This window comes from Nocardia sp. XZ_19_231, from assembly GCF_015355705.1.
In the GTDB taxonomy this organism is placed as follows: Bacteria; Actinomycetota; Actinomycetes; order Mycobacteriales; family Mycobacteriaceae; genus Nocardia; species Nocardia salmonicida.
Genome location: NZ_JACUZI010000002.1, coordinates 662,613 through 681,617, shown reverse-complemented (window position 1 = coordinate 681,617; position 19,005 = coordinate 662,613). Strand labels below are relative to the sequence as shown.

17 protein-coding genes are annotated in these 19,005 nt (G+C 67.6%); 6 read left to right on the top strand and 11 right to left on the bottom strand.

Annotated elements, in window-relative coordinates; translation table 11 throughout:
* Positions 1–22 precede the first annotated feature (22 nt).
* Positions 23–1,603 (bottom strand): amidophosphoribosyltransferase, encoded by a 1,581-nt coding sequence (gene purF / locus IBJ82_RS10475; protein ID WP_194825723.1) that lies wholly within the window; start codon positions 1,601–1,603, stop codon positions 23–25.
* 206 nt (positions 1,604–1,809) lie between these two features.
* On the opposite strand from purF, the gene IBJ82_RS10470 reads away from it, so the two are divergent.
* Entirely contained in the window at positions 1,810–3,228 is a 1,419-nt protein-coding gene (locus IBJ82_RS10470) for a YhgE/Pip domain-containing protein (RefSeq protein WP_370585254.1), read from the top strand.
* 18 nt (positions 3,229–3,246) lie between these two features.
* Here the strand turns inward: IBJ82_RS10470 and IBJ82_RS10465 are convergent, their stop codons facing one another.
* Positions 3,247–3,657, bottom strand: a complete 411-nt coding sequence (locus tag IBJ82_RS10465; RefSeq protein WP_194825721.1) for a sterol carrier family protein — start codon at positions 3,655–3,657, stop codon at positions 3,247–3,249.
* Between the two features lie 155 nt (positions 3,658–3,812).
* Between IBJ82_RS10465 and IBJ82_RS10460 the strand changes: the two genes are divergently transcribed.
* Positions 3,813–4,679 carry an alpha/beta fold hydrolase gene (locus tag IBJ82_RS10460; protein WP_194825720.1) on the top strand — a complete coding sequence of 289 codons (867 nt, stop codon included), beginning with the start codon at positions 3,813–3,815 and terminating at the stop codon, positions 4,677–4,679.
* 6 nt (positions 4,680–4,685) lie between these two features.
* Here the strand turns inward: IBJ82_RS10460 and IBJ82_RS10455 are convergent, their stop codons facing one another.
* Positions 4,686–5,315: a lysostaphin resistance A-like protein gene (locus IBJ82_RS10455; RefSeq protein ID WP_370585253.1), complete on the bottom strand. Its 630-nt coding sequence runs from the start codon at positions 5,313–5,315 to the stop codon at positions 4,686–4,688.
* Positions 5,312–7,015, bottom strand: a complete 1,704-nt coding sequence (locus tag IBJ82_RS10450) for an alpha/beta-hydrolase family protein (RefSeq protein WP_194826206.1) — start codon at positions 7,013–7,015, stop codon at positions 5,312–5,314. Before IBJ82_RS10450 ends, IBJ82_RS10455 begins: the two co-directional genes overlap by 4 nt.
* A 155-nt stretch (positions 7,016–7,170) precedes the next feature.
* On the opposite strand from IBJ82_RS10450, the gene IBJ82_RS10445 reads away from it, so the two are divergent.
* Positions 7,171–7,458, top strand: a complete 288-nt coding sequence (locus IBJ82_RS10445) for a YiaA/YiaB family inner membrane protein (RefSeq protein WP_056818759.1) — start codon at positions 7,171–7,173, stop codon at positions 7,456–7,458.
* Positions 7,459–7,506: 48 nt separating this feature from the next.
* Here the strand turns inward: IBJ82_RS10445 and IBJ82_RS10440 are convergent, their stop codons facing one another.
* Positions 7,507–9,291 (bottom strand): alpha/beta hydrolase, encoded by a 1,785-nt coding sequence (locus IBJ82_RS10440; RefSeq protein ID WP_370585252.1) that lies wholly within the window; start codon positions 9,289–9,291, stop codon positions 7,507–7,509.
* A 22-nt stretch (positions 9,292–9,313) separates the two neighbouring features.
* Positions 9,314–11,608, bottom strand: coding sequence for a phosphoribosylformylglycinamidine synthase subunit PurL (purL, locus tag IBJ82_RS10435; RefSeq protein WP_194825718.1), 2,295 nt, complete (start codon positions 11,606–11,608; stop codon positions 9,314–9,316).
* Positions 11,609–11,770: 162 nt separating this feature from the next.
* On the opposite strand from purL, the gene IBJ82_RS10430 reads away from it, so the two are divergent.
* Entirely contained in the window at positions 11,771–13,027 is a 1,257-nt protein-coding gene (locus tag IBJ82_RS10430) for a glycosyltransferase 87 family protein (protein ID WP_194825717.1), read from the top strand.
* Positions 13,028–13,055: 28 nt separating this feature from the next.
* Here IBJ82_RS10430 and IBJ82_RS10425 read toward each other — a convergent pair whose 3' ends face one another.
* Both IBJ82_RS10425 and IBJ82_RS10420 read right to left on the bottom strand, forming a co-directional pair.
* Positions 13,056–14,348 carry a M18 family aminopeptidase gene (locus tag IBJ82_RS10425; protein ID WP_194825716.1) on the bottom strand — a complete coding sequence of 431 codons (1,293 nt, stop codon included), beginning with the start codon at positions 14,346–14,348 and terminating at the stop codon, positions 13,056–13,058.
* Positions 14,349–14,408: 60 nt separating this feature from the next.
* A complete protein-coding gene (locus IBJ82_RS10420) occupies positions 14,409–14,846 on the bottom strand; it encodes a MarR family winged helix-turn-helix transcriptional regulator (protein ID WP_056818763.1) in 438 nt (145 codons plus the stop codon).
* Between the two features lie 60 nt (positions 14,847–14,906).
* On the opposite strand from IBJ82_RS10420, the gene IBJ82_RS10415 reads away from it, so the two are divergent.
* Entirely contained in the window at positions 14,907–15,980 is a 1,074-nt protein-coding gene (locus IBJ82_RS10415) for a substrate-binding domain-containing protein (RefSeq protein ID WP_194825715.1), read from the top strand.
* Between the two features lie 24 nt (positions 15,981–16,004).
* On the opposite strand, the gene purQ is transcribed toward IBJ82_RS10415, so the two are convergent.
* Entirely contained in the window at positions 16,005–16,682 is a 678-nt protein-coding gene (gene purQ, locus IBJ82_RS10410; protein WP_194825714.1) for a phosphoribosylformylglycinamidine synthase subunit PurQ, read from the bottom strand.
* A complete protein-coding gene (purS, locus tag IBJ82_RS10405) occupies positions 16,679–16,915 on the bottom strand; it encodes a phosphoribosylformylglycinamidine synthase subunit PurS (RefSeq protein WP_056818769.1) in 237 nt (78 codons plus the stop codon). The genes purQ and purS overlap by 4 nt, the downstream gene beginning before the upstream one ends.
* A gap of 97 nt (positions 16,916–17,012) precedes the next feature.
* On the opposite strand from purS, the gene IBJ82_RS10400 reads away from it, so the two are divergent.
* Positions 17,013–17,657, top strand: a complete 645-nt coding sequence (locus IBJ82_RS10400) for an MBL fold metallo-hydrolase (protein WP_062982678.1) — start codon at positions 17,013–17,015, stop codon at positions 17,655–17,657.
* Between the two features lies 1 nt (position 17,658).
* Here the strand turns inward: IBJ82_RS10400 and IBJ82_RS10395 are convergent, their stop codons facing one another.
* On the bottom strand, positions 17,659–19,005 hold the full coding sequence (locus IBJ82_RS10395) for a dipeptidase (RefSeq protein ID WP_194825713.1): 1,347 nt from the start codon (positions 19,003–19,005) through the stop codon (positions 17,659–17,661).

Genomic DNA, 19,005 nt, shown 5'->3' with positions numbered 1-19,005 from the left:
GTCCGACCCCTCTTGCGCAGCGTCAGGGACGACTGAGCGCATCCACATTGGCGTTCTCGCCGAGCAGCTTCGACTCGGCCTTGCCCGAGAGCATCCCCTCGAGCACGTTCTTGCCGATCGCTGCCTCTGGCGGCAGTTCGATCGGGTAGTCACCGGTGAAGCAGGCGGTGCACAGTCGCGAGCGCGGCTGTTCGGTGGCGGCGATCATGCCCTCGGTGGAGACGTAACCGAGGGTGTCGGCGCCGATGGAGCGGCGCACGTTCTCGACCATGTCGGCGTAGCTGTCGTCGGCGCCGGTGCCGTTGGCGATCAGCTCAGCGCGCGAGGCGAAGTCGATGCCGTAGAAGCAGGGCCATTTCACCGGCGGCGACGCGATGCGCACATGGATCTCGAGCGCACCGGCCTCGCGCAGCATGCGGATCAGCGCGCGCTGGGTGTTGCCGCGCACGATGGAGTCGTCGACGACGATCAGCCGCTTGCCGCGGATAACTTCCTTCAACGGGTTGAGCTTGAGCCGGATACCCAGCTGACGAATCGTCTGGCTGGGCTGGATGAAGGTGCGCCCCACATAGGCGTTCTTCATCAGACCCTGGCCGTACGGAATGCCGGAGCCCTGGGCGTAACCGACCGCGGCGGGCGTGCCCGACTCTGGCACCGGGATCACCAGATCGGCGTCGACCGGATGCTCCTTGGCCAGCTTGCGGCCGATCTCCACACGGGTGGAGTGCACCGAGCGTCCGGCGATCGTGGTGTCGGGACGGGCCAGGTAGACGTACTCGAAGACGCAACCCTTGGGTTCGGGGTTGGCGAAGCGCATCGAGCGCACGCCCTCGGAGTCGATGGCCAGCAGCTCGCCCGGCTCGATCTCACGGACGAACGCGGCGCCGACGATGTCGAGCGCGGCGGTCTCGGACGCGACGACCCAGCCTCGATCGAGCCTGCCGAGCACCAACGGGCGCACGCCGTGCGGGTCACGCGCGGCGTAGAGAGTGTGCTCGTCCATGAAGGTGAGGCAGAACGCCCCGCGCAACTGCGGCAGCAATTCCATCGCCGCGGCCTCGATGCTGGAGTCCGCCGAGGCGTGCGCCAGCAGCGCGGTGACGATGTCGGAGTCGGAGGTGGCGCCGGTCATCTGCGGGCGGCCATCGATCACACCGGTGCCGATCAGGCCGAGTTCGCGTGCGCGACCGGCCAATTCAGCGGTGTTCACCAGGTTGCCGTTGTGGCCGAGCGCCAGGCCGGAGCCGACCGAGGTGGTGCGGAATATCGGCTGCGCGTTCTCCCAGGTGACTCCACCGGTAGTGGAGTAGCGACAGTGTCCGACGGCGATATGCCCCGGCATGGCCGCGAGAGTCTGCTCGTCGAAAACCTGGGAGACCAGGCCGAGATCCTTGAAGACGAGGATCTGGGCACCATCGGAAACGGCGATTCCGGCCGCCTCCTGCCCGCGATGCTGCAGGGCGTACAGGCCGTAGTAAGTGAGCTTGGCCACGTCTTCGTCGGGAGCCCAGACGCCGAAGACGCCACACTCCTCGCGAGGGTCGTTTTCGATCTCGTCGGGGGTATTGGGCGTGGGGACGATCGTGGGATCGACGTCGGTCACCGTTTGCTCCCTGTTCGGGCGGGCTGGGGGAGTGTCGAGTCAGTGCACGGATGCGTCGACCTTTACTCCCTGTGTTGCGTAGGGCTGGGCGCACTAGTCAGTCTACGGGTGAATCATGGGCAGGTAGTACGCGCGCTCGCATCCCGGCAGCAATCCGCCGGTCACGAACCCGCCGATCACCACAAAGAGCTGTTACGGTGCGGATCGTGACGACGGACGACAGTGCACACGTTGCAGCCGGTGGAACCGGGTCGGATAGTGAGAACACCAACGCGAAGCCGATTGATCCCGAGCAGACGCCCGCGAGCGAAGCGACGTTCACCACACCGATCTTCGGTCGGCGTCACTGGGCTCGGATCGTGCTCTCGCCCACTGCGGTGCTGACCCTGCTCACCGCCCTGCTCGGGGTGATGTACCTCGGCTATATCGCCGACCCGGAGAAGAATCTGCACGACTTCCCGATCGCGCTGGTCAATTCCGATGTCGGCGACGTCATGGGTTCGGGCGAGCAGGCAAAGCAGGTCGATTTCGGCAAGCAGGTCGCGGACGCACTCGTCGCAGGCATCCCCGCCGACAAGGTAAAACTGCACGTCGTCGGAAAATCGGAGTCCGAACAGCTGCTGCGCACCGGACAGGTCTACGGCGCGATCATCATCCCCGGCGATTTCAGCAAACGCCTGGGCATTCTCGGTACGGGCAGCATCGTGCCCGGCGAGATGGAACGGCCGATCATCACCCTGCAAGCCAACCCGCGCATGGGCGCCTACGGCGTCGGGATCATGCAGCGCATCGGCGACCAGGCGCTGACCGAGGTCGACAAACAGGTCGGCCTGCAACTGACCGAGCAGGTACGGGCCACCCTGGCCGAGACGCCGGCGGGCGCACCGCCGCCGCAGGTGTCCGGCGCGGCGATGCTCACCCTCGAGAGTCCGATCGACGTGGTCGCGCAGGACTTCCGTCCGCTGCCGAGCGGCACCGGTATCGGCCTGACGGCGTTCTTCTACTCGCTGCTGCTGCTGCTGGCCGGCATGGTCGGGGCGATGGTGATCCACACGATGGTCGATGCCCAACTCGGTTTCCTCCCCACCGAGTACGGCCCGTGGTCGGTGCACTATCCGCCGACCCCGATCTCGCGCTTTCGGACTCTGCTCATCAAGTGGGGGGTATCGGCGCTGGTCGCGGTCATCACCTCGCTGGTGTTCCTGCTGGTCGGCAAGTCGGTCGGCATGCCGATCGAAAATCCGCTGGCCCTGGTCCTGTTCTCGGTGCTCGCCATGATCGCGGTCGGCTGGACCGCCCTGATGACGCTGGCCGCCCTGGGCACCGCGGGGCTGCTGGTGAACCTGACGCTGTTCATCATCCTCGGTCTGCCGTCCTCCGGCGGCACCGTACCGATCGAGGCGACCCCGACATACCTCGCGTGGCTCGCCGAATTCGAGCCGATGCACCAGGTATTCCTCGGCGTCCGCTCGATCCTGTACTTCGATGCGGGCTACGCATCCGGTCTCGACCGCGGCATCTGGATGTCGCTGCTCGGCATCACGATCGCCGTCGTCGCGGGCACGATCATCACCCGCTACTACGACTCCAAGGGCCTGCACCGTAAGCACACCACGGCCGCTTGAGCCCTGACCCGGTTGCCGCTACCCGGCAGCCGGGTCGGGCCGCGCGGGCAAAGCCACGATCGGCAGCCACCCCGCGATCTCCCCCGCCCTGGTCCCCGAGGCCGTCAACGCACCGGACTCGGCCGCCGCCTCGAACGTCAACAGCCCCGTGGCCAGCAACAACCACGTCCGCGGATCGGTCTCCACCACATTCGGCGGGTTCCCCCTGGTATGCCGAGGCCCCTCGATGCATTGCACGGCAACGAACGGCGGCACCCGAACCTCCACCGAATGCCCCGGCGCACTCCCCGCCAACGCCCGCACCGTCCCCTTCACCGCCGCCCCCAACTCCCGCCGCCCCGGCACGGGCAACGCCGGATCCCGCAACCACTCCCCCACGTCCAACACAGCCGCCCGCACCTCGGCCGCATCCACGCTCTGTCGCACCATCCCCAAAAGCTACCGAGCACCACCGACACAGAAGACAACCATGACCACCTACCACCTCGAGGTCTACCGAGACGACCGCTGGTGACATGGCAACGCCGCCGACCGATCGAATGCCCGGCGGTGCCGGAACGTGGGGCGCGTCGTACATTCGTCCTATGAGTGTCACCGGTCCCCATGAGCCGACCACGTTGCGATTGCGCAGTGCTGACGGGCTCACCCTGGTCGCCGACAGCTTCGGTGCGGAGGACGGCCCGTTGGTCGTGATGCTGCACGGTGGTGGGCAGAACCGGTATTCGTGGAAGCGGACCGGGCGGGCGCTCGCGGCGGCGGGGATGCGGGTTGTCACCGTGGACGCGCGCGGGCACGGTGACAGCGATTGGTCGCCGACCGCCGACTACGGCAGGACCGCGATGGTGGGCGACCTGCACGCCGTCCTCGAACAGCTCGGCGCGACGCCGGACGCGGGTGCGGTGGTCGTCGGGGCGAGCATGGGCGGGATCACGGGGCTGCTCGCCACGGCGAGACCGGGGGGCAGCGCGATCCGCGCGCTGGTGCTGGTCGACATCGTGCCCCGCTCGGAATCCGCGGGCGTGAGCCGCGTCATGGACTTCCTCGGCAAGCACCGCGACGGCTTCGACACCCTCGACCAGGTGGCCGACGCGGTCGCCGCCTACCTGCCGCACCGCCCGCGCCCCGACAATGCCGACGGCCTCCTGCGCAACCTGCGCGAGCGTGACGGCCGCTGGTACTGGCACTGGGACCCGGACCTGATCAGCGACGTCAACGAAGATCCTGATGCCCGCATCGTCGAGATGGAAGCCGCCGCTGAGGCCTTGACCATCCCGGTCCTGCTGATCCGCGGCGGCAAGTCCGATGTCGTCAGCGACGAGGGCGCCGCGGCCTTCCTCGCTCTCGCACCGCATGCCCGCCTCGCCGAGATCAGCGCGGCCGCCCACACCGCCGCGGGCGACGACAACGACGCCTTCACCGAGGCCGTCGCCGGTTTCGTCGCCACGGCCTGAGCCGCGCTAGCGCCTCAGCCCGTCGACCCACCGGGCGGCGGTGGGCGCGAGCGCTCCCCCGGCATTGATCGCCAGATGCAGGAGCGCGGGTGCGGTGGCACTGCCCGACCGACGGCGAAGTTCGGTGAAGACGAGCCCGGCCAGGGTGGTGGCCGCGACCGTCGGGAATACCGGATCTTCTGCGGCTCTTGCCGGTTGGATGTGCCAGAGGCCGAAGTCGAGGGCGCTGATCACAGGAGCCGGTGGGCCGATGCTCTCGGCGAGTAAGGGATCGAGAGTCCCCCGGAAGATCGCTTCTTCGGCCAGGACGGTACCGACGGGGATGTGAAGGGCTATCCATTCGAGGGTCGAGGTTTCTGGTGCCCGAACGGCGATTTCGAGTGGAAGGCGTCGCAGGGACGGGATCGCCAGGGCAACGGCGTAGCCGGTGAGGACGACACCCGCGCTCGCGAGACCCCATCGGAAACCGCTGGGCGACAACCAGTTCGGGCTACCACGGAAAAGCTTGGTATATCCCGTCGCGAAGACTGTGTTCGCGACGGTGCGGCCGCGCAAAGACAGATCGAGAGCGGGCAGAACCCGGTTGCTCCACAGCAGCGGAAGAATCAGCGCCGCAGCACTTTCGAGTCGCCTCACTTCACCTCGCGCTCGTAGGTTTCCGCTGATTCCAGTGCGGCACGGATCCTTTCGATGACATCGCCGTCCACCCCGGGCGGCGCCGCGACGGCCAACCATCCGTCGAGCACCAAGCTCCCGTACCGATGCCCGTGCCCGTCGACGACCCCCTGCGCGTTCGTGAGATCGGCCGTGACCTGCCAGAACGTCACGAAAGGCGCCCACCGCATCTGGGTCGACACATCGGAACCGCGTGGCTCGCTCAACCAATCCGGCTGGGTGAAGATCAGATCGGCCGACCACCACACGATCGGGTCGGAGGGATGTTGCAGGTAGGCGATGCGGGGTTCGCGCCACGGCTCCGCACTGTCGAAATCCGTTGCGTCATCGGCGAATCGAACGACGAGCCCGTCCGCGTACACCGGCGCCACCTCGGGCGAACCCGGATCGCGGCGATCGACGAACTGCCGCCACAACCGATTCGAGTTCGGCGGGCCGACCCACAATGCGCCATCGACCTCCTCGCGCAGTTCGGCCAGCCCGTCGAAAGCCTCCTCCGACCCCTGCGAACCGAGACTCTCCCCGTAGACGAACAACTTCGGCCGATGCCCTTCCGGCTGCGCCGACCACCGCTCGTACACCGCGTCGAACAGCTCCCGGCTGGCCGCGGCCGCCTTCTCCCGGTCCGACAGGAACGAGAGCACGCTGGGCAGATACGAGAACTGGGTCGCGACGATCGCCGTATCGCCGCCGTAGAGGTATTCCACGGCCGCCGCCGCCATCCCGTTGACCCACCCGGTTCCGGTAGTCGTGACCACCACCATCGCCTCACGGTCGAAGGCGCGGGTCCGCTCGAGCTCGGCGACAGCCAATTGCGCCGCGGTCTGCCCCTTGGCCACCGACTCCAACCCCACGTAGGCCCGAACGGGTTCGCGCGCGGTCTTCCGCGTCACCTCGGTGATCGCGGCCGCACTCGGACCGTTGGAAACGAACCACCGCCCCTCGAACCCCAGCGTCTGCCACGGCGCGAGCGACTCGGGGCTCCCCGAACGCTCCGGCGCGACAGGCTGCACCGCGTGCGGCGTGGTCCGGTCGTTGCGCACGCTGAACGCCGAGTTGGCCACCGCGAAGAACGCCTGCGAGGCCACACCGTTGACCATCGTCACCGTGAGGACGACCAGCACCAGCAACCCGGCGGCAGGCGCCAGTTCTCGCGGCACCCGCACCCACCGATTGAGCTGGCGAGCCAGCCCGAGCACCATCACGCGCACCGTCCGATACGCGGCAACCACAGCCACCCCGACAGCCACGCTGAGCAGCCCGGTGCGCAGATACGCGGGCGTGGTGGTCCCCGCCATCCCCATCAGCGAGGTGATCTCGCGCTGCCACCGCGCCGACTGCACCAGCATCACCGCCGCTATCAGCGCACACCCCACCAGCAAGGTCGCCTTGAGCACGTATCGCACCCGATCGGACGGGCTCGGAATCGGAATCCGAGCCCGCACCCACCGCCGGAACACCCATTCGAGCACGCAGCCGAGCCCGTACCCGATCGCGGCGTTGATCCCGCTGATCAGACCCTGGAACAGCCAGTCACGCGGCACCAGCGAGGGCGTCACCGACAGCCCGAAAAACAGCGTCGCCAACACCAATCCGACATAGTTCAGATCGACCACGGCCTCTATGCGCCGCACGACAACGCCGCCGCGCGCACGCAGCATCGCAGATGTCGAAGCGCGCTCGGTCACCGCCTCAGTATGGCCGCCGCTACCGACAATCACCGGATTTGTCAGTGCGGAGCCGCTCACAAACTACGTACCGCGCTCGAGTAGTTGTACGCGCGATCGCGAAGCCGCGGCTGAGCACACTGAGAACCATGAGCACAAACACCAAGCCGAAGAACACCTCGGCCTACATGGCCCAGGCCGCGATCGCTTTCGCTGTCAGCCTGTTCGGGACCGGCGCCGGAATCGCCTACCTGCCGCTGGACGGCTGGCAGCGCGCGTTCCTGGCGATGTCGGGCCTGTTCCTGGTGACCAGCTGCTTCACTCTCGCCAAGGTCGTGCGCGACCAGCAGGAGACCCAGTCACTGATCGGCCGGATCGACGAGGCGCGGCTGGAACAGCTGATCGCCGAACACAATCCGTTCAAATCGGTGTCGTGAACGCCAACCGCGCGGCGCCGATCGAGGGGTTCGGCGCCGCGCGGTTCGTCACTTCAGCTGACGCTCGGTGGCCATGGATTCTTCGATGAACGCGCTGATCCGGGCGGCCAATTCCGGTGTGTAGTCCGGCGGTTGGGCCACCGCGGCCCACGTGTCGGGCAGCAGATTGCCGTAGTTGTGACCGTGCCCGTCCGACACCGTCTGCGCGCGGGGCAGATCCGCCGCCACCTGCCAGAACGTGACGATCGGGTACCACGACATCGCCGGTGACACATCGGGTCCGCGCTTCTCCCGCAACCAGTCCGGACTGCTGAACAGCAGATCCGGCGACCACCACACCACCGGATCGGAGGCATGCTGCAGGTAGACGATGCGCGGGTCGTTCCAGATCGGCGACGGCCGGGCGAGCTGATCGGCGCTCGCGGCGAACCGCACCGACATTCCGTCGGCGTAGATCGGGGTGATCTCCTCGGTGCCTGGGTCGCGCCTGATCACGAATTCCGACCACAGCCGGTTGGAGTTGGGCGGCCCCACCCACAGCACGCCGTCGGTGCGGTTACGGATATCGGCCAGACCGGAGAACGCGCCCTCCGACCCTTGCGAACCCAGGCTCTCGCCGTAGACGAGCAGCTTGGGCCTCGCGTCTTCGGGCAGCACGGACCAGCGGTCGTACACCTTGTCGAACAGCGTGCGCCCCATGGTCATCGACTTGTCCCGGTCGGACAGGAACGACAGCGCGCTGGGCAGATACGAGTACTGCGTCGCCACCAGCGCGGTGTCGCCGCCGAACATCAGCTCGACCGCCTCGGCGCTGGCCGTATCGACCCAGCCGGTGCCGGTGGTACTGATCACCACGAGCACTTCGCGTTCGAAAGCCTTGGTGCGCTCCAGTTCGGCGACGGCCACATCGGTCTGCGCCTCGACGCCGTCCGCGGATTCCAGGCCCGCGTAGACCCGGATCGGTTCGCGCGCGGGCTTTCCGGTGACCTCACCGATCGCGAGGGCGGTCGGCGCGTTCGCCACGAACCATCGGCCCTCCGAACCCAGCGTTTCCCACTTGGCCAACGAGTCGGGGCTACCGGAACGTTCGGGCAGCGTCGGCTGGACCGCGTTCGGCGAGGTATGACTGTTGCGCGCGCTGAACGCCGAGTTGGCCACGGCGAAAAAGCCTTTCGCCAACACACCGTTGAACAACAGCACCGCGGCCACCACCACGACGATCACCCCGAGCGGCCGCGCGAACGCAGCCGGAATCCGCACCCACTGGTTCAGCGCCCGCGCCACCGTGCGGACCAGCCGAACCACCAGACGCGAGATCCAGATCAGCAGACCCACCACCACCGCGCCGAGCAACACCGTGCGCGGATACCCGGCGTCGGACACCGGTGCCATTCCCATCAGATCGGTGATCTCGCGCTGCCACTGCGAGGACTTGATGCTCATCAGCACCGCGAAGACCAGGCACGCCAGCACGATCGCGCCCTTCACCGCCACCAGCAGCCAGCCGGGCCGCCGGCTCCAGGCCGAGGACACTTGGGCCGGCCAGGTGATCCGGGGCGCGATCCACTTGCGCCAGACCCAGGACAGCGCGCAGCCGAGCCCGTAGCCGATCGTCGCGTTGATCCCGCTGAGCAGCCCCTGGAAGAACCAGTCACGCGGTAGCAGCGAGGGTGTCAGCGACAGTCCGAAGAACATCGTGGCCACGATCAGGCCGACGTAATCCGGATGAAAAAACCTCTCCACCAGGTGAATTCCCCGGACGAAGAGGTTGTTGTGCGCGGGGTCCTCGCGCGCCGCGGACAGAGAAGTCGAGCCCGTACTCTCGGTGGTCAAGCTCGACTCCTCGTCCGGTGGATCAGGCGGTATGCGCTCCGAACAGCTTAGGCAGCGTGCCTTCGAATGCCTCACGCAATTCGGCGAGTGTCACGGAGAACTGCCCCTGCACCTCGACCGAATCCGAACCCTGGTCCACCACGCCGATGCGCGCCCACGGCAGCTGCCGCGCGTCGCACATCTTGGTGAACCGGGTCTCCTCTGAACGCGGCACCGCGACGAGCACGCGCCCGGCCGACTCGGAGAACAGCTGCACGAACGGGTCCGACCCCTCGGGAAGCACGATGCGGCAGCCGGTTTCGCCTGCCAGCGCCGCCTCGATGACGGTCTGCGCCAGACCACCCTCGGACAGGTCGTGCGCGGCGGAGATCATGCCGTCGCGCGAACCCGAGGTGAGCACCTCCGAGAGCAGCTGCTCACGGGCGAAGTCGACCTGCGGCGGCACGCCACCGAGGTGATCGTGGACGACCTGCGACCAGATCGAGCCGTCCAGCTCGTCGCGGGTCTCGCCGAGCAGGATCAGCGACTCACCCGGCTCGAGGCCGAGGCCGGTCGGGATGCGGCGGTGCACATCGTCGATCACGCCGAGCACACCGACCACCGGGGTGGGCAGGATGGCGTCCTTGCCGGTCTGGTTGTAGAAGCTCACGTTGCCGCCGGTCACCGGAATGCCAAGGGCCACACAACCATCCGCGAGACCGCGCACGGCCTGCTGGAACTGCCACATCACGCCCGGATCCTCCGGCGAACCGAAGTTCAGGCAGTTGGTGACGGCCTTGGGAGTGGCGCCGGTGGTGGCGACATTGCGGAACGCCTCGGCCAGCGCCAGCTGCGCACCGGTGTACGGGTCGAGCTTGGTGTAGCGGCCCGACGCGTCGGTGGCCAGCGCGATACCGCGGCCCGAGGACTCGTCGATACGGACGACGCCCGCGTCGGCGTGCTCGGCCAGCACGGTGTTGCCGCGCACGTAGCGGTCGTACTGCTCGGTGATCCAGCGGCGGCTGCACAGCTGCGGGCTGGCGATCATCGTGAACAAGGTCTCGCGCAGCTCGTCGCCGGTCTTCGGCCGGGTCAGGGTGGCGGTGGTGTCGGCGATCAGCGCGTCCTGGGTGTCGGGACGCTGCACGGGGCGCTCGTAGACCGGGCCGTCGTGGGCGACGGTGCGCGGCGGCACGTCCACCACGGTCTCGCCGTGCCAGGTGATGACGAGGTGGTCGCCGTCGGTGACCTCACCGATGTCGGTGGCCAGCACGTCCCACTTCTTGCAGACGGCCATGAACGCGTCCACGTTCTCCGGCGTCACGACCGCGCACATGCGCTCCTGCGATTCACTCGACAGGATCTCGGCGGGGGTCATGTTCTTGGCGCGCAGCGGGACCCTGGTCAGGTCGATGTGCATGCCGCCGTCGCCCGCAGCGGCGAGTTCGGACGTGGCACAGGACAGCCCGGCGCCGCCGAGGTCCTGGATACCGACGACCAGCCCGGCCGCGTACAGGTCGAGACAGCACTCGATGAGCACCTTCTCGGTGAACGGGTCGCCCACCTGCACGGCGGGCAGCTTCTTGCGACCGGTGCCGGACTCGTCGCCGGAGAAGGAGTCCGAGGCGAGCACGGACACGCCGCCGATGCCGTCGAGGCCGGTGCGCGCACCGAACAGGATGATCCGGTTGCCGTTGCCCGAGGCGAAGGCCAGGTGCAGGTCTTCCACGCGCATCACGCCCGCGCACAGCGCGTTCACGAGGGGGTTGCCCTGGTAGGAGGCATCGAAGACGGTCTCGCCGCCGACATTGGGCAGGCCGAGCGAGTTGCCGTAACCGCCGACGCCGCGCACCACACCGTCGACCACGCGACGAGTGTCGGGGGCGTCCGCCGCGCCGAAGCGCAGCTGGTCCATCACCGCGATCGGGCGTGCGCCCATGGCCATGATGTCGCGCACGATGCCGCCGACGCCGGTGGCCGCGCCCTGATACGGCTCCACGTAGGAGGGGTGGTTGTGGCTCTCCACCTTGAAGGTGACGGCCCAGCCGTCGCCGATGTCGACCACGCCGGCGTTCTCGCCGATCCCGGCCAGCATGGAGGCCTTCATCTCGTCGGTGGTGGTTTCACCGAAGTAGCGAAGGTGCACCTTGGAGGACTTGTAGGAGCAGTGCTCGCTCCACATCACCGAGTACATCGCCAGCTCGGCATCGGTGGGCCGACGGCCCAGAATTTCCTTGATGCGGGCGTACTCGTCGTCTTTGAGACCGAGTTCCTTGTACGGCTGCGGAGCATCCGGGGTGGCTGCGGCGGTAGCGACGGTGTCGACCTGCAGTGTCACGGGAGACCAGGGTCCTTTCGGCCGGGGGGAACTTGATCTGCAGAGTCTAATGGTTGCTGGGTGACCGCCTGCCGCCCGTCCTGCCCTCACGCTGGGGAGGTACCGGATTCGGTCTGGTCACACTTGCGGTTGGGGCATCGGAGTACCCGTTACTCTGGCGCCGTGAACGAAAGTCCGGGGGTTGCCGAGCAGGTAGAGCCGCGTATTCCCGATCCCGACCGCCTGGAGCGCCAACGACGCCTGCTGACCGCGGCCGTCGGGCTGTTCGTCGTCTCCGCGGCCGTCGCACTCCTCGCGCACTGGTGGCACGGGTTCATCGACCTGCAGGTCTACCGCAACGGCGCGCGCGTGTGGCTCGACGGCGGCGACCTGTACGGCCCGATGCCGCCGGTCCACGGCCTCGGCCTACCGTTCACCTATCCCCCGCTGGCCGCGATGTTCTTCGTGCCGCTGGCCTTGATGCCGTTGGTGGTCGCCGAGGTCGTCGTGCTGTCGACCTCGCTGGCGAGCCTGGCAGTCGCGCTGTGGCTGGTACTGGTTCGCGTGCGTCCCGAGCTCGACCGGATCTCGGTCCTCACCGTGTTGATCGCCGGGCTCGGCCTGGCCCAGTTCCTCGAACCGGTCCGCCAGACCTTCAACTTCGGCCAGATCAACCTGATCCTGATGGCCGCGGTCACCATCGACATTCTGGTGCGCAAGCCGTTCTGGCCACGCGGGATGCTGATCGGCATCGCGGTGTCGATCAAGCTGATTCCGGCAGGCTACCTGCTGTATTTCCTGCTCCGCCGGGACTGGAAGGCCGCGGCCACCATGGTCGCGTCGGCTGCGGCCGCGGTGGGCGTCGGCTTCCTGCTGTTCCCGAAGGACTCGGTCGAATACTGGTTCCACACCGTCTCCGACACCGGCCGCATCGGGACCCCCTACTTCGCGGGCAACCAGTCGATCAAGGGCACGCTGTTCCGCCTCGGCATGGACGAATCGCTGGCGACGGGGCTGTGGCTCGGCCTGTCCGCGCTGACGATCGCGCTGGCCTCGGTGTGGATGTACCGCCTGATCGGCGCGGGCAACGATGTCGGCGCGCTACTGGTGAACGCGGCCGCCGTGTTGTTGGTCTCGCCGGTGTCGTGGTCGCATCACTGGGTCTGGGTGGCGCCCGCGCTGGTCGTCGCCGTGAGTCTGGCCGTGCGCCGCCGCTCCCGCGCCTTCACCACTGTCGTCATCTTGTTCACACTGATGTTCATCGTCGGCCCGCAGTGGGTCCTGCCACATTCGGGCGAGAAGGAACTCGCCTGGGCCTGGTGGCAGCAGATCATCGGCAGCAGTTATGTGTGGACCACGTTCGCCGTGATCGTCTACGCGGTGATCACCTACCGCCCGGCCCGAAAGCCTTCGGCGACCTCGGAACTCGCGACGAACTGAGCGAGCCCGACCCGATCCCTCGAATCCGTCAGTCCGTCGCTTCCGGGGTCAGGAACGCCGCGAGAGCCGAGGCATAGGCGGGCACGTCGGCGGCGCCCATGAGTTCGCGGCACGAGTGCATGGCGAGCTGGGGTGCGCCGACGTCGACGGTCGACATCCCCGTGCGGGCGGCCGTCATCGGGCCGATGGTCGAGCCGCACGGCAGATCGGCGCGGTGGACATAGCGCTGCAGCGGCACCTCGGCCTGCGCGCAGGCGAGCGCGAACGCGCCTGCGCCCGCCGCGTCGGTGGCGTAGCGCAGGTTCTGATTCACCTTGAGCACCGGTCCACCGCCGACCTCGATGCGATGCGCGGGCTCGTGCCGGTCCGGATAGTTCGGGTGCGTCGCGTGCGCCATATCGCCGGAGGCGACCACCGAACCTGCGAGCGCGGCAAGGTAGTCGGCACGCCCACCACCGCGGGCCAGCACGATCCGCTCCAGCACCGCGGGCAGCAGATCCGATTGCGCCCCACGATCGGACTGGCTCCCGACCTCCTCGTGGTCGAACATCACCAGCACCGCCGTCGCCGCCCCCGGCTCGTCGGCAGCCGCGAGGAATGCCTGCAATCCGGCATAGCAGGTGCCCTGGTTGTCGAGCCGCGGCGCGCTCACCAGATCGAGATCGCGGCCGACGATCGTGCTCGACGCGAGGTCGTGGGTCATGAGTTCCCAACCGAGCACATCGGCACCGTTCACCCCGGCCCGCTCGGCGACGAAGTCCAGGAACGACGCGGGTGCGTCGCCGATTCCCCAGATCGCGTTCACGTGCCGTTGCGGGTCGAGAGTGACCCCGCGACGGTCTTCGGACAGGTGAATGGCCAGCTGCGGCACCCGCAGGATCGGCTCGTCGATGCGCACCAGCACATCGCGCATCCGCGCGCCCTCGCGCACACTGAGCCGCCCCGAGAGACCGAGCTCCCGGTCCAGCCAGGAGTTCAGCCAGGCCCCGCCGTACGGCTCGAGCCCGACCAGCTGCCAACCCGACCCCGCGAGGTCCGGATGCTGCTTCACCCGCAGATTGGGGCTGTCGGTATGCGCGCCGACCACCCGGAAGGGAGCGGCGGGCACCGCGTCGTAGTCAGCCCACGCGATCAGCGAACCACCGCGCACCACATAGTGTTTCCCGCCCGCGTCGTCCCATGCCGACGCCTCGGTCAACGGCGTGAACCCGTTGCCGTCCAGCTCGGCCGCCACCGTCGCACACACATGGAACGGCGAGGGTGACGCATCGATGAAGGCACACAATCCGCTGGCCGTGGCCGCTGTCAAGGAAACCGGCATCCTGCGATCCTAGGCACGATGTCGCGCCCCGGCATCCCGCCCCGGAATACCGCGCTCGGATCAGTCGTCGCGTTCGGCGACAACCGCGAGCGCGGCCAGTAATTCGCCGTAGCGGCGAATCCCGAGGCGCGAGCGCAGTTCGTCCTCCGCGAGCTTTTCCTGCGCGCGGATCCTGGCGGCCAGTTTGGCGCCGAGACTGCTCAGCCCGATCAGGATTCGACGCCGATCGTCGGTGGCGGCGACCCGGAAGATCAGCCCGCGTTCGGCCAGGTTGTCCGCGTGCCGGGTGGCCGAGGACGGGGCCAGCCGCGCCTGGGCGGCCAGTTCCGACATGGTCATCCCGTCGTCGGTGGACAACTGCGACAGGATCGCCCAGTGGTCGGCCGTGAGATTGTCAGCCGACAGCGCCGATTCGAGCCGACCTACCCAGTTACGCTCCGCGGAGCGCAGGGCCCCGTGCAGCGTGGAATACCCACTTATGATGGACACCGATTGCATTCCCACCTGCCGAGAAATTCATTAGAACAATCCTGTTCGCGCTAGGCGATAGAGTACAGAGTGCCTTTCTATGGTCAGAGCCGGGATGAAACGATCGAGATTCTCTCGATCGTCCCCACGCAGGGCCCCGGTGGCATCATCGCACCATCGTGTACCGCCGCGATTTCCCTGGCCGTAGACGAAATCAATAGCGGCACAGGAATTCTCGGCCGAGAAATACACCTCACCACCATCGACGGCGGTCGCGAACCACACGAGGTAGCGGCCGAGGTGGGGGCCTTCCTCGCCACCGGAATGGTCGGCGCGATCACCGGATGGCACACCTCCGCGGTGCGCCGGGCGGTTGCCACGGTCGTGGACGCCCGCGTCCCCTATCTCTACGCCACCGACCACGAGGGCCTGCCCGACGAACGCCCCGGCGTCCTCCTGGTCGGCGAACACCCCGACCACCAAACAGTTCCCGCGGCGGCCTGGATGGCCCGCGAACTCGGAGTGCGTCGCTGGGCAGTGATCGGCAACGATTACATCTGGCCTCGCCGAACAGCTCTCGCGCTGCGCCGGACCCTGCCCAACCCGTACGACATCATCGTCGAGCACTACGTCCCCCTCGGCACCACCGATTTCCGCGGTTTCCTGGAGAACCCCACGCTCCTGCTCGCCGACGCCGTCCTGATCCTGATGGTCGGTGCCGACACAGCCCGCTTCAACCGGCAGTTCACCGCCACCGGCCTCCCCGCCGTGATGCCCCGCCTCAGCCCGGCGGTCGACGAGAACGTCCTACTCAGTGCGGGCCCGTCGGCGAACACCAACCTCTACGTGGCCTCGAGCTTCTTCCTCGACAACAACACCACCGAGGGCCGATCCCGGCGCGCCCGCTACCACCGTCACCAGGGCCGATTCGCCCCGGCGCTGACCACTTTCAGCAACTCCACCTACGAAGCGATCCACCTGCTGAACGCCATGGCCGAAGCGACAGGCACGCTCGACGTGGAAACCATCTCCGCGGCGACGGAAACCGGTCTGGTGCTGGACGGGCCGGCCGCCCGCCGAGGTTTCCTCGGCAATCAAGCAGTAGGCCCCGCCCACCTGGCAATGGCGAACGGGGTCGACTTCGACATCATCGACACCCTCTAGTGTCGACCGGGGATAACCGAGTTATCAGGCCCCGACAAAACTATCGATCACCGAGAAGAAGATTCCGAGACCGTCATCGCTCGGTCCGGTCAATGCCTCGGTGGCATGCTCGGGGTGCGGCATCAATCCGACAATGCGCCCGTTGGCCGAGGAAATTCCGGCGATACCACGCTGCGACCCGTTCGGGTTGTCACCCGCGTACCGGAACACCACGCGACCTTCGCCTTCGAGCTCGTCGAGCACCTTCTCCGAAGCCTGGAAACGCCCCTCGCCCGACTTCAGCGGAACAAGGATCTGCGCACCCTGCTCATACCGAGAACTCCACGCGGTATCGGTCGCTTCGACCTTCAACCACTCGTCCCGGCAGATGAAGTGCAGTCCCTCGTTACGGGTCAGCGCGCCCGGCAGCAACCCGGCTTCACACAGAACCTGGAAGCCGTTGCAGATACCCAGCACCGGCAGACCCTGCCCGGCGGCGCGAACGACCTCGCCCATCACCGGCGCGAACCGTGCGATCGCCCCGCACCGCAGGTAATCCCCGTAGGAGAATCCACCGGGCACGATGACAGCGTCGACACCCTTGATATCGGCATCGGCGTGCCACAGGCTCACAGCCTCGGCGCCGGCCAACCGAACCGCCCGAGCGGCGTCGACATCATCGAGCGTCCCGGGAAAAGTAATAACGCCAATGCGAGCGCTCACGAGACCCGAACGACCTTCCAGTCCTCGATCACCGTGTTCGCCAGCAGCGCCTCGGCGATCTGCTCGAGCTGGGCGTCCGACACACTGTCGTCCACCTCGAGCTCGAATCGCTTGCCCTGCCGCACATCCGAGATCCCGGCGAATCCCAAACGCGGGAGCGCGCCGACCACGGCCTGCCCCTGGGGGTCCAGAATCTCGGCCTTCGGCATGACCTCGACCACGACTCGTGCCACGCGTTGCTCCTCAAGTGGTGTGTGGGTTACCCCAGAAATCCTAGTTGACAGGGACGTCGTGCCCGCGTTCCGGGGTCACGGCGGCTTAGCATCGGGTATGCGCATCGCCCACTTCGGACATTCCTGCATCCTCGTGGAACTGCACGGCGTGAAAGTGCTGTTCGACCCCGGCACCTTCGCGCACGGGTTCGAGGGCATCACCGGCTTGGACGCGATCGCGGTGACGCACCAGCACCCCGACCACATCGATCCGAACCGGATCGGCGAGCTCATCGAGCACAATCCCGGCGCCCGCCTGCTGTCGGATCCGCAGACCGCGCAGCAGCGCAGCGAGGGTTGGGAGCCGGTTTCGGCTGGTCAGGTGCTCGATATCGGCGAGTTACAGATCACCGGCGGCGGTGGCAGGCACGCGGTGATCCACCCGGAGATCCCGGTGGTCGACAACACCGTCTTCCAGCTCGGCACCGCGTCGGACCCCGCCCAGCTGGTCCACCCCGGCGACTCACTGTGGGTGCCGCCGGTCCCGGTCGGCGTGCTCGCCATCCCGGCCGTGGCCCCGTGGATGCGGATCTGGGACACCGTCGACTACCTGCGCGCGGTCAATCCACGCACCGCGATCCCCATCCACTTCGGCATCATCGATCCCGCCGCCTACGGCGTCTACTTCGGCAGGCTGACCGAAATGGCCCCGGCCGGCACCGAGTTCCGTGTACTCGAAGCCGAGGACCAGGGCCAGTTCTGAGTCAGCGATAGCTGGTCAGGAACAGCGCTTCGGCCAGTGCCATGTGCTCGATCTCGCTGGGGTCCACGCTCTCGTTGGGCGCGTGGATCAGGCATTTCGGCTCTTCCACCCCGATCAGCATGATCTCGGCCTTCGGGTATGTGTCGTGGAAGACATTGCACAGCGGGATCGACCCACCCTGGCCCTCGGTAGTGACCGGCCGGCCGTAGGCGGTCTCCATCGCCTTGCCGAGCGCGTCGCGGGCGGGTCCGTGTTCGGAGGCGACGAACGGCTCGCCGAGCGCCTCGACCTCGATGTCGAGGTGCGCGTTCCACGGCACGTGCGCGCGCAGGTGCTTCTCCAGCAGGTCATAGGCCCGCTTCGGCTCGGTTCCCGGCGGAATACGCAGGTTGAGCCGGGCGCGGGTGCTCGGCTGGATCGCCGCCGACGACCCGACCACCGCGGGCACGTCCATCCCCAGCACGGTGAGCGCGGGCCGCGCCCACAGCATGTCGGACACGGTTCCGTCGCCGAGCAGGTCGACACCGTCGAGCACACCGGCGTCGGATCGGAAGTCCGCCGACGGATACTGCGCACCGGCCCACTTCTGATCGTCGGTGAGTCCGTCGATCGTGGTGTTGCCCTCGGCATCGCGCAACGACGACAGCAGCTGGATCATCGCGGCGAGCGCGTCCGGCGCCGGTCCACCGAACATCCCCGAATGCATCGGCCCTTCGAGGGTCTTCACCGTCAGCACCACATTCACCATCCCGCGCAGGGTCTGGGTGAACGTCGGCACCCCGACGGCGAAGTTGCCGCAATCGGCGACCAGGATCGCATCCGATTGCAGCAGTGCGGGATCGGCGACGACGAACTTCTCCAGACCGCCGGTGCCCTGCTCCTCCGAACCCTCCGCCACCACCTTGATCCCGATCGGGAAGTCGGGTCCGATCGCGCGCAAGGCCGTGAGATGGGTGACGATATTGCCCTTGCAATCGGCCGCTCCGCGCCCGTACCAGCGCCCGTCCTTGTCGGTCAGCGTCCAGACCGGCGTCTTCCACGCGGCATCGTCGAGCGGGGGCTGCACGTCGTAGTGGCAGTACAGCAGCACCGTCGGCGTGCCGGGCGGCCCCGGCTTCGACGCGATGACAGCCGAGCTGCCGTCCGGCGTCTCGTGCAGACCGACCTCGGTCAGCCCCGCCGCGGCGAACGCGTCGGCCACCCACTGCGCGGTCTGCGTGCAGCCTTCCGGCGGGAACTGACGGGGGTCGGCGACGGATTCGAACGAAACGAGCTGGGCCAGATCCTTTTTCGCCTGTCCCATCAGCCCGGAAACCTTGCCGCGCAGCGCCGTCACATCGTCGGTCAT

Bases quoted from the DNA above. Each gene is read 5' to 3' on its own strand.
- IBJ82_RS10465 (WP_194825721.1), bottom strand. From the start codon at position 3,657: ATGGTGCGACAGAGCGTGGATGCGGCCGAGGTGCGGGCGGCTGTGTTG.
- IBJ82_RS10460 (WP_194825720.1), top strand. From the start codon at position 3,813: ATGAGTGTCACCGGTCCCCATGAGCCGACCACGTTGCGATTGCGCAGT.
- IBJ82_RS10450 (WP_194826206.1), bottom strand. From the start codon at position 7,015: ATGCTGCGTGCGCGCGGCGGCGTTGTCGTGCGGCGCATAGAGGCCGTG.
- IBJ82_RS10445 (WP_056818759.1), top strand. From the start codon at position 7,171: ATGAGCACAAACACCAAGCCGAAGAACACCTCGGCCTACATGGCCCAG.
- IBJ82_RS10425 (WP_194825716.1), bottom strand. From the start codon at position 14,348: ATGCCGGTTTCCTTGACAGCGGCCACGGCCAGCGGATTGTGTGCCTTC.
- IBJ82_RS10420 (WP_056818763.1), bottom strand. From the start codon at position 14,846: ATGCAATCGGTGTCCATCATAAGTGGGTATTCCACGCTGCACGGGGCC.
- IBJ82_RS10400 (WP_062982678.1), top strand. From the start codon at position 17,013: ATGCGCATCGCCCACTTCGGACATTCCTGCATCCTCGTGGAACTGCAC.
- IBJ82_RS10395 (WP_194825713.1), bottom strand. From the start codon at position 19,005: ATGACCGACGATGTGACGGCGCTGCGCGGCAAGGTTTCCGGGCTGATG.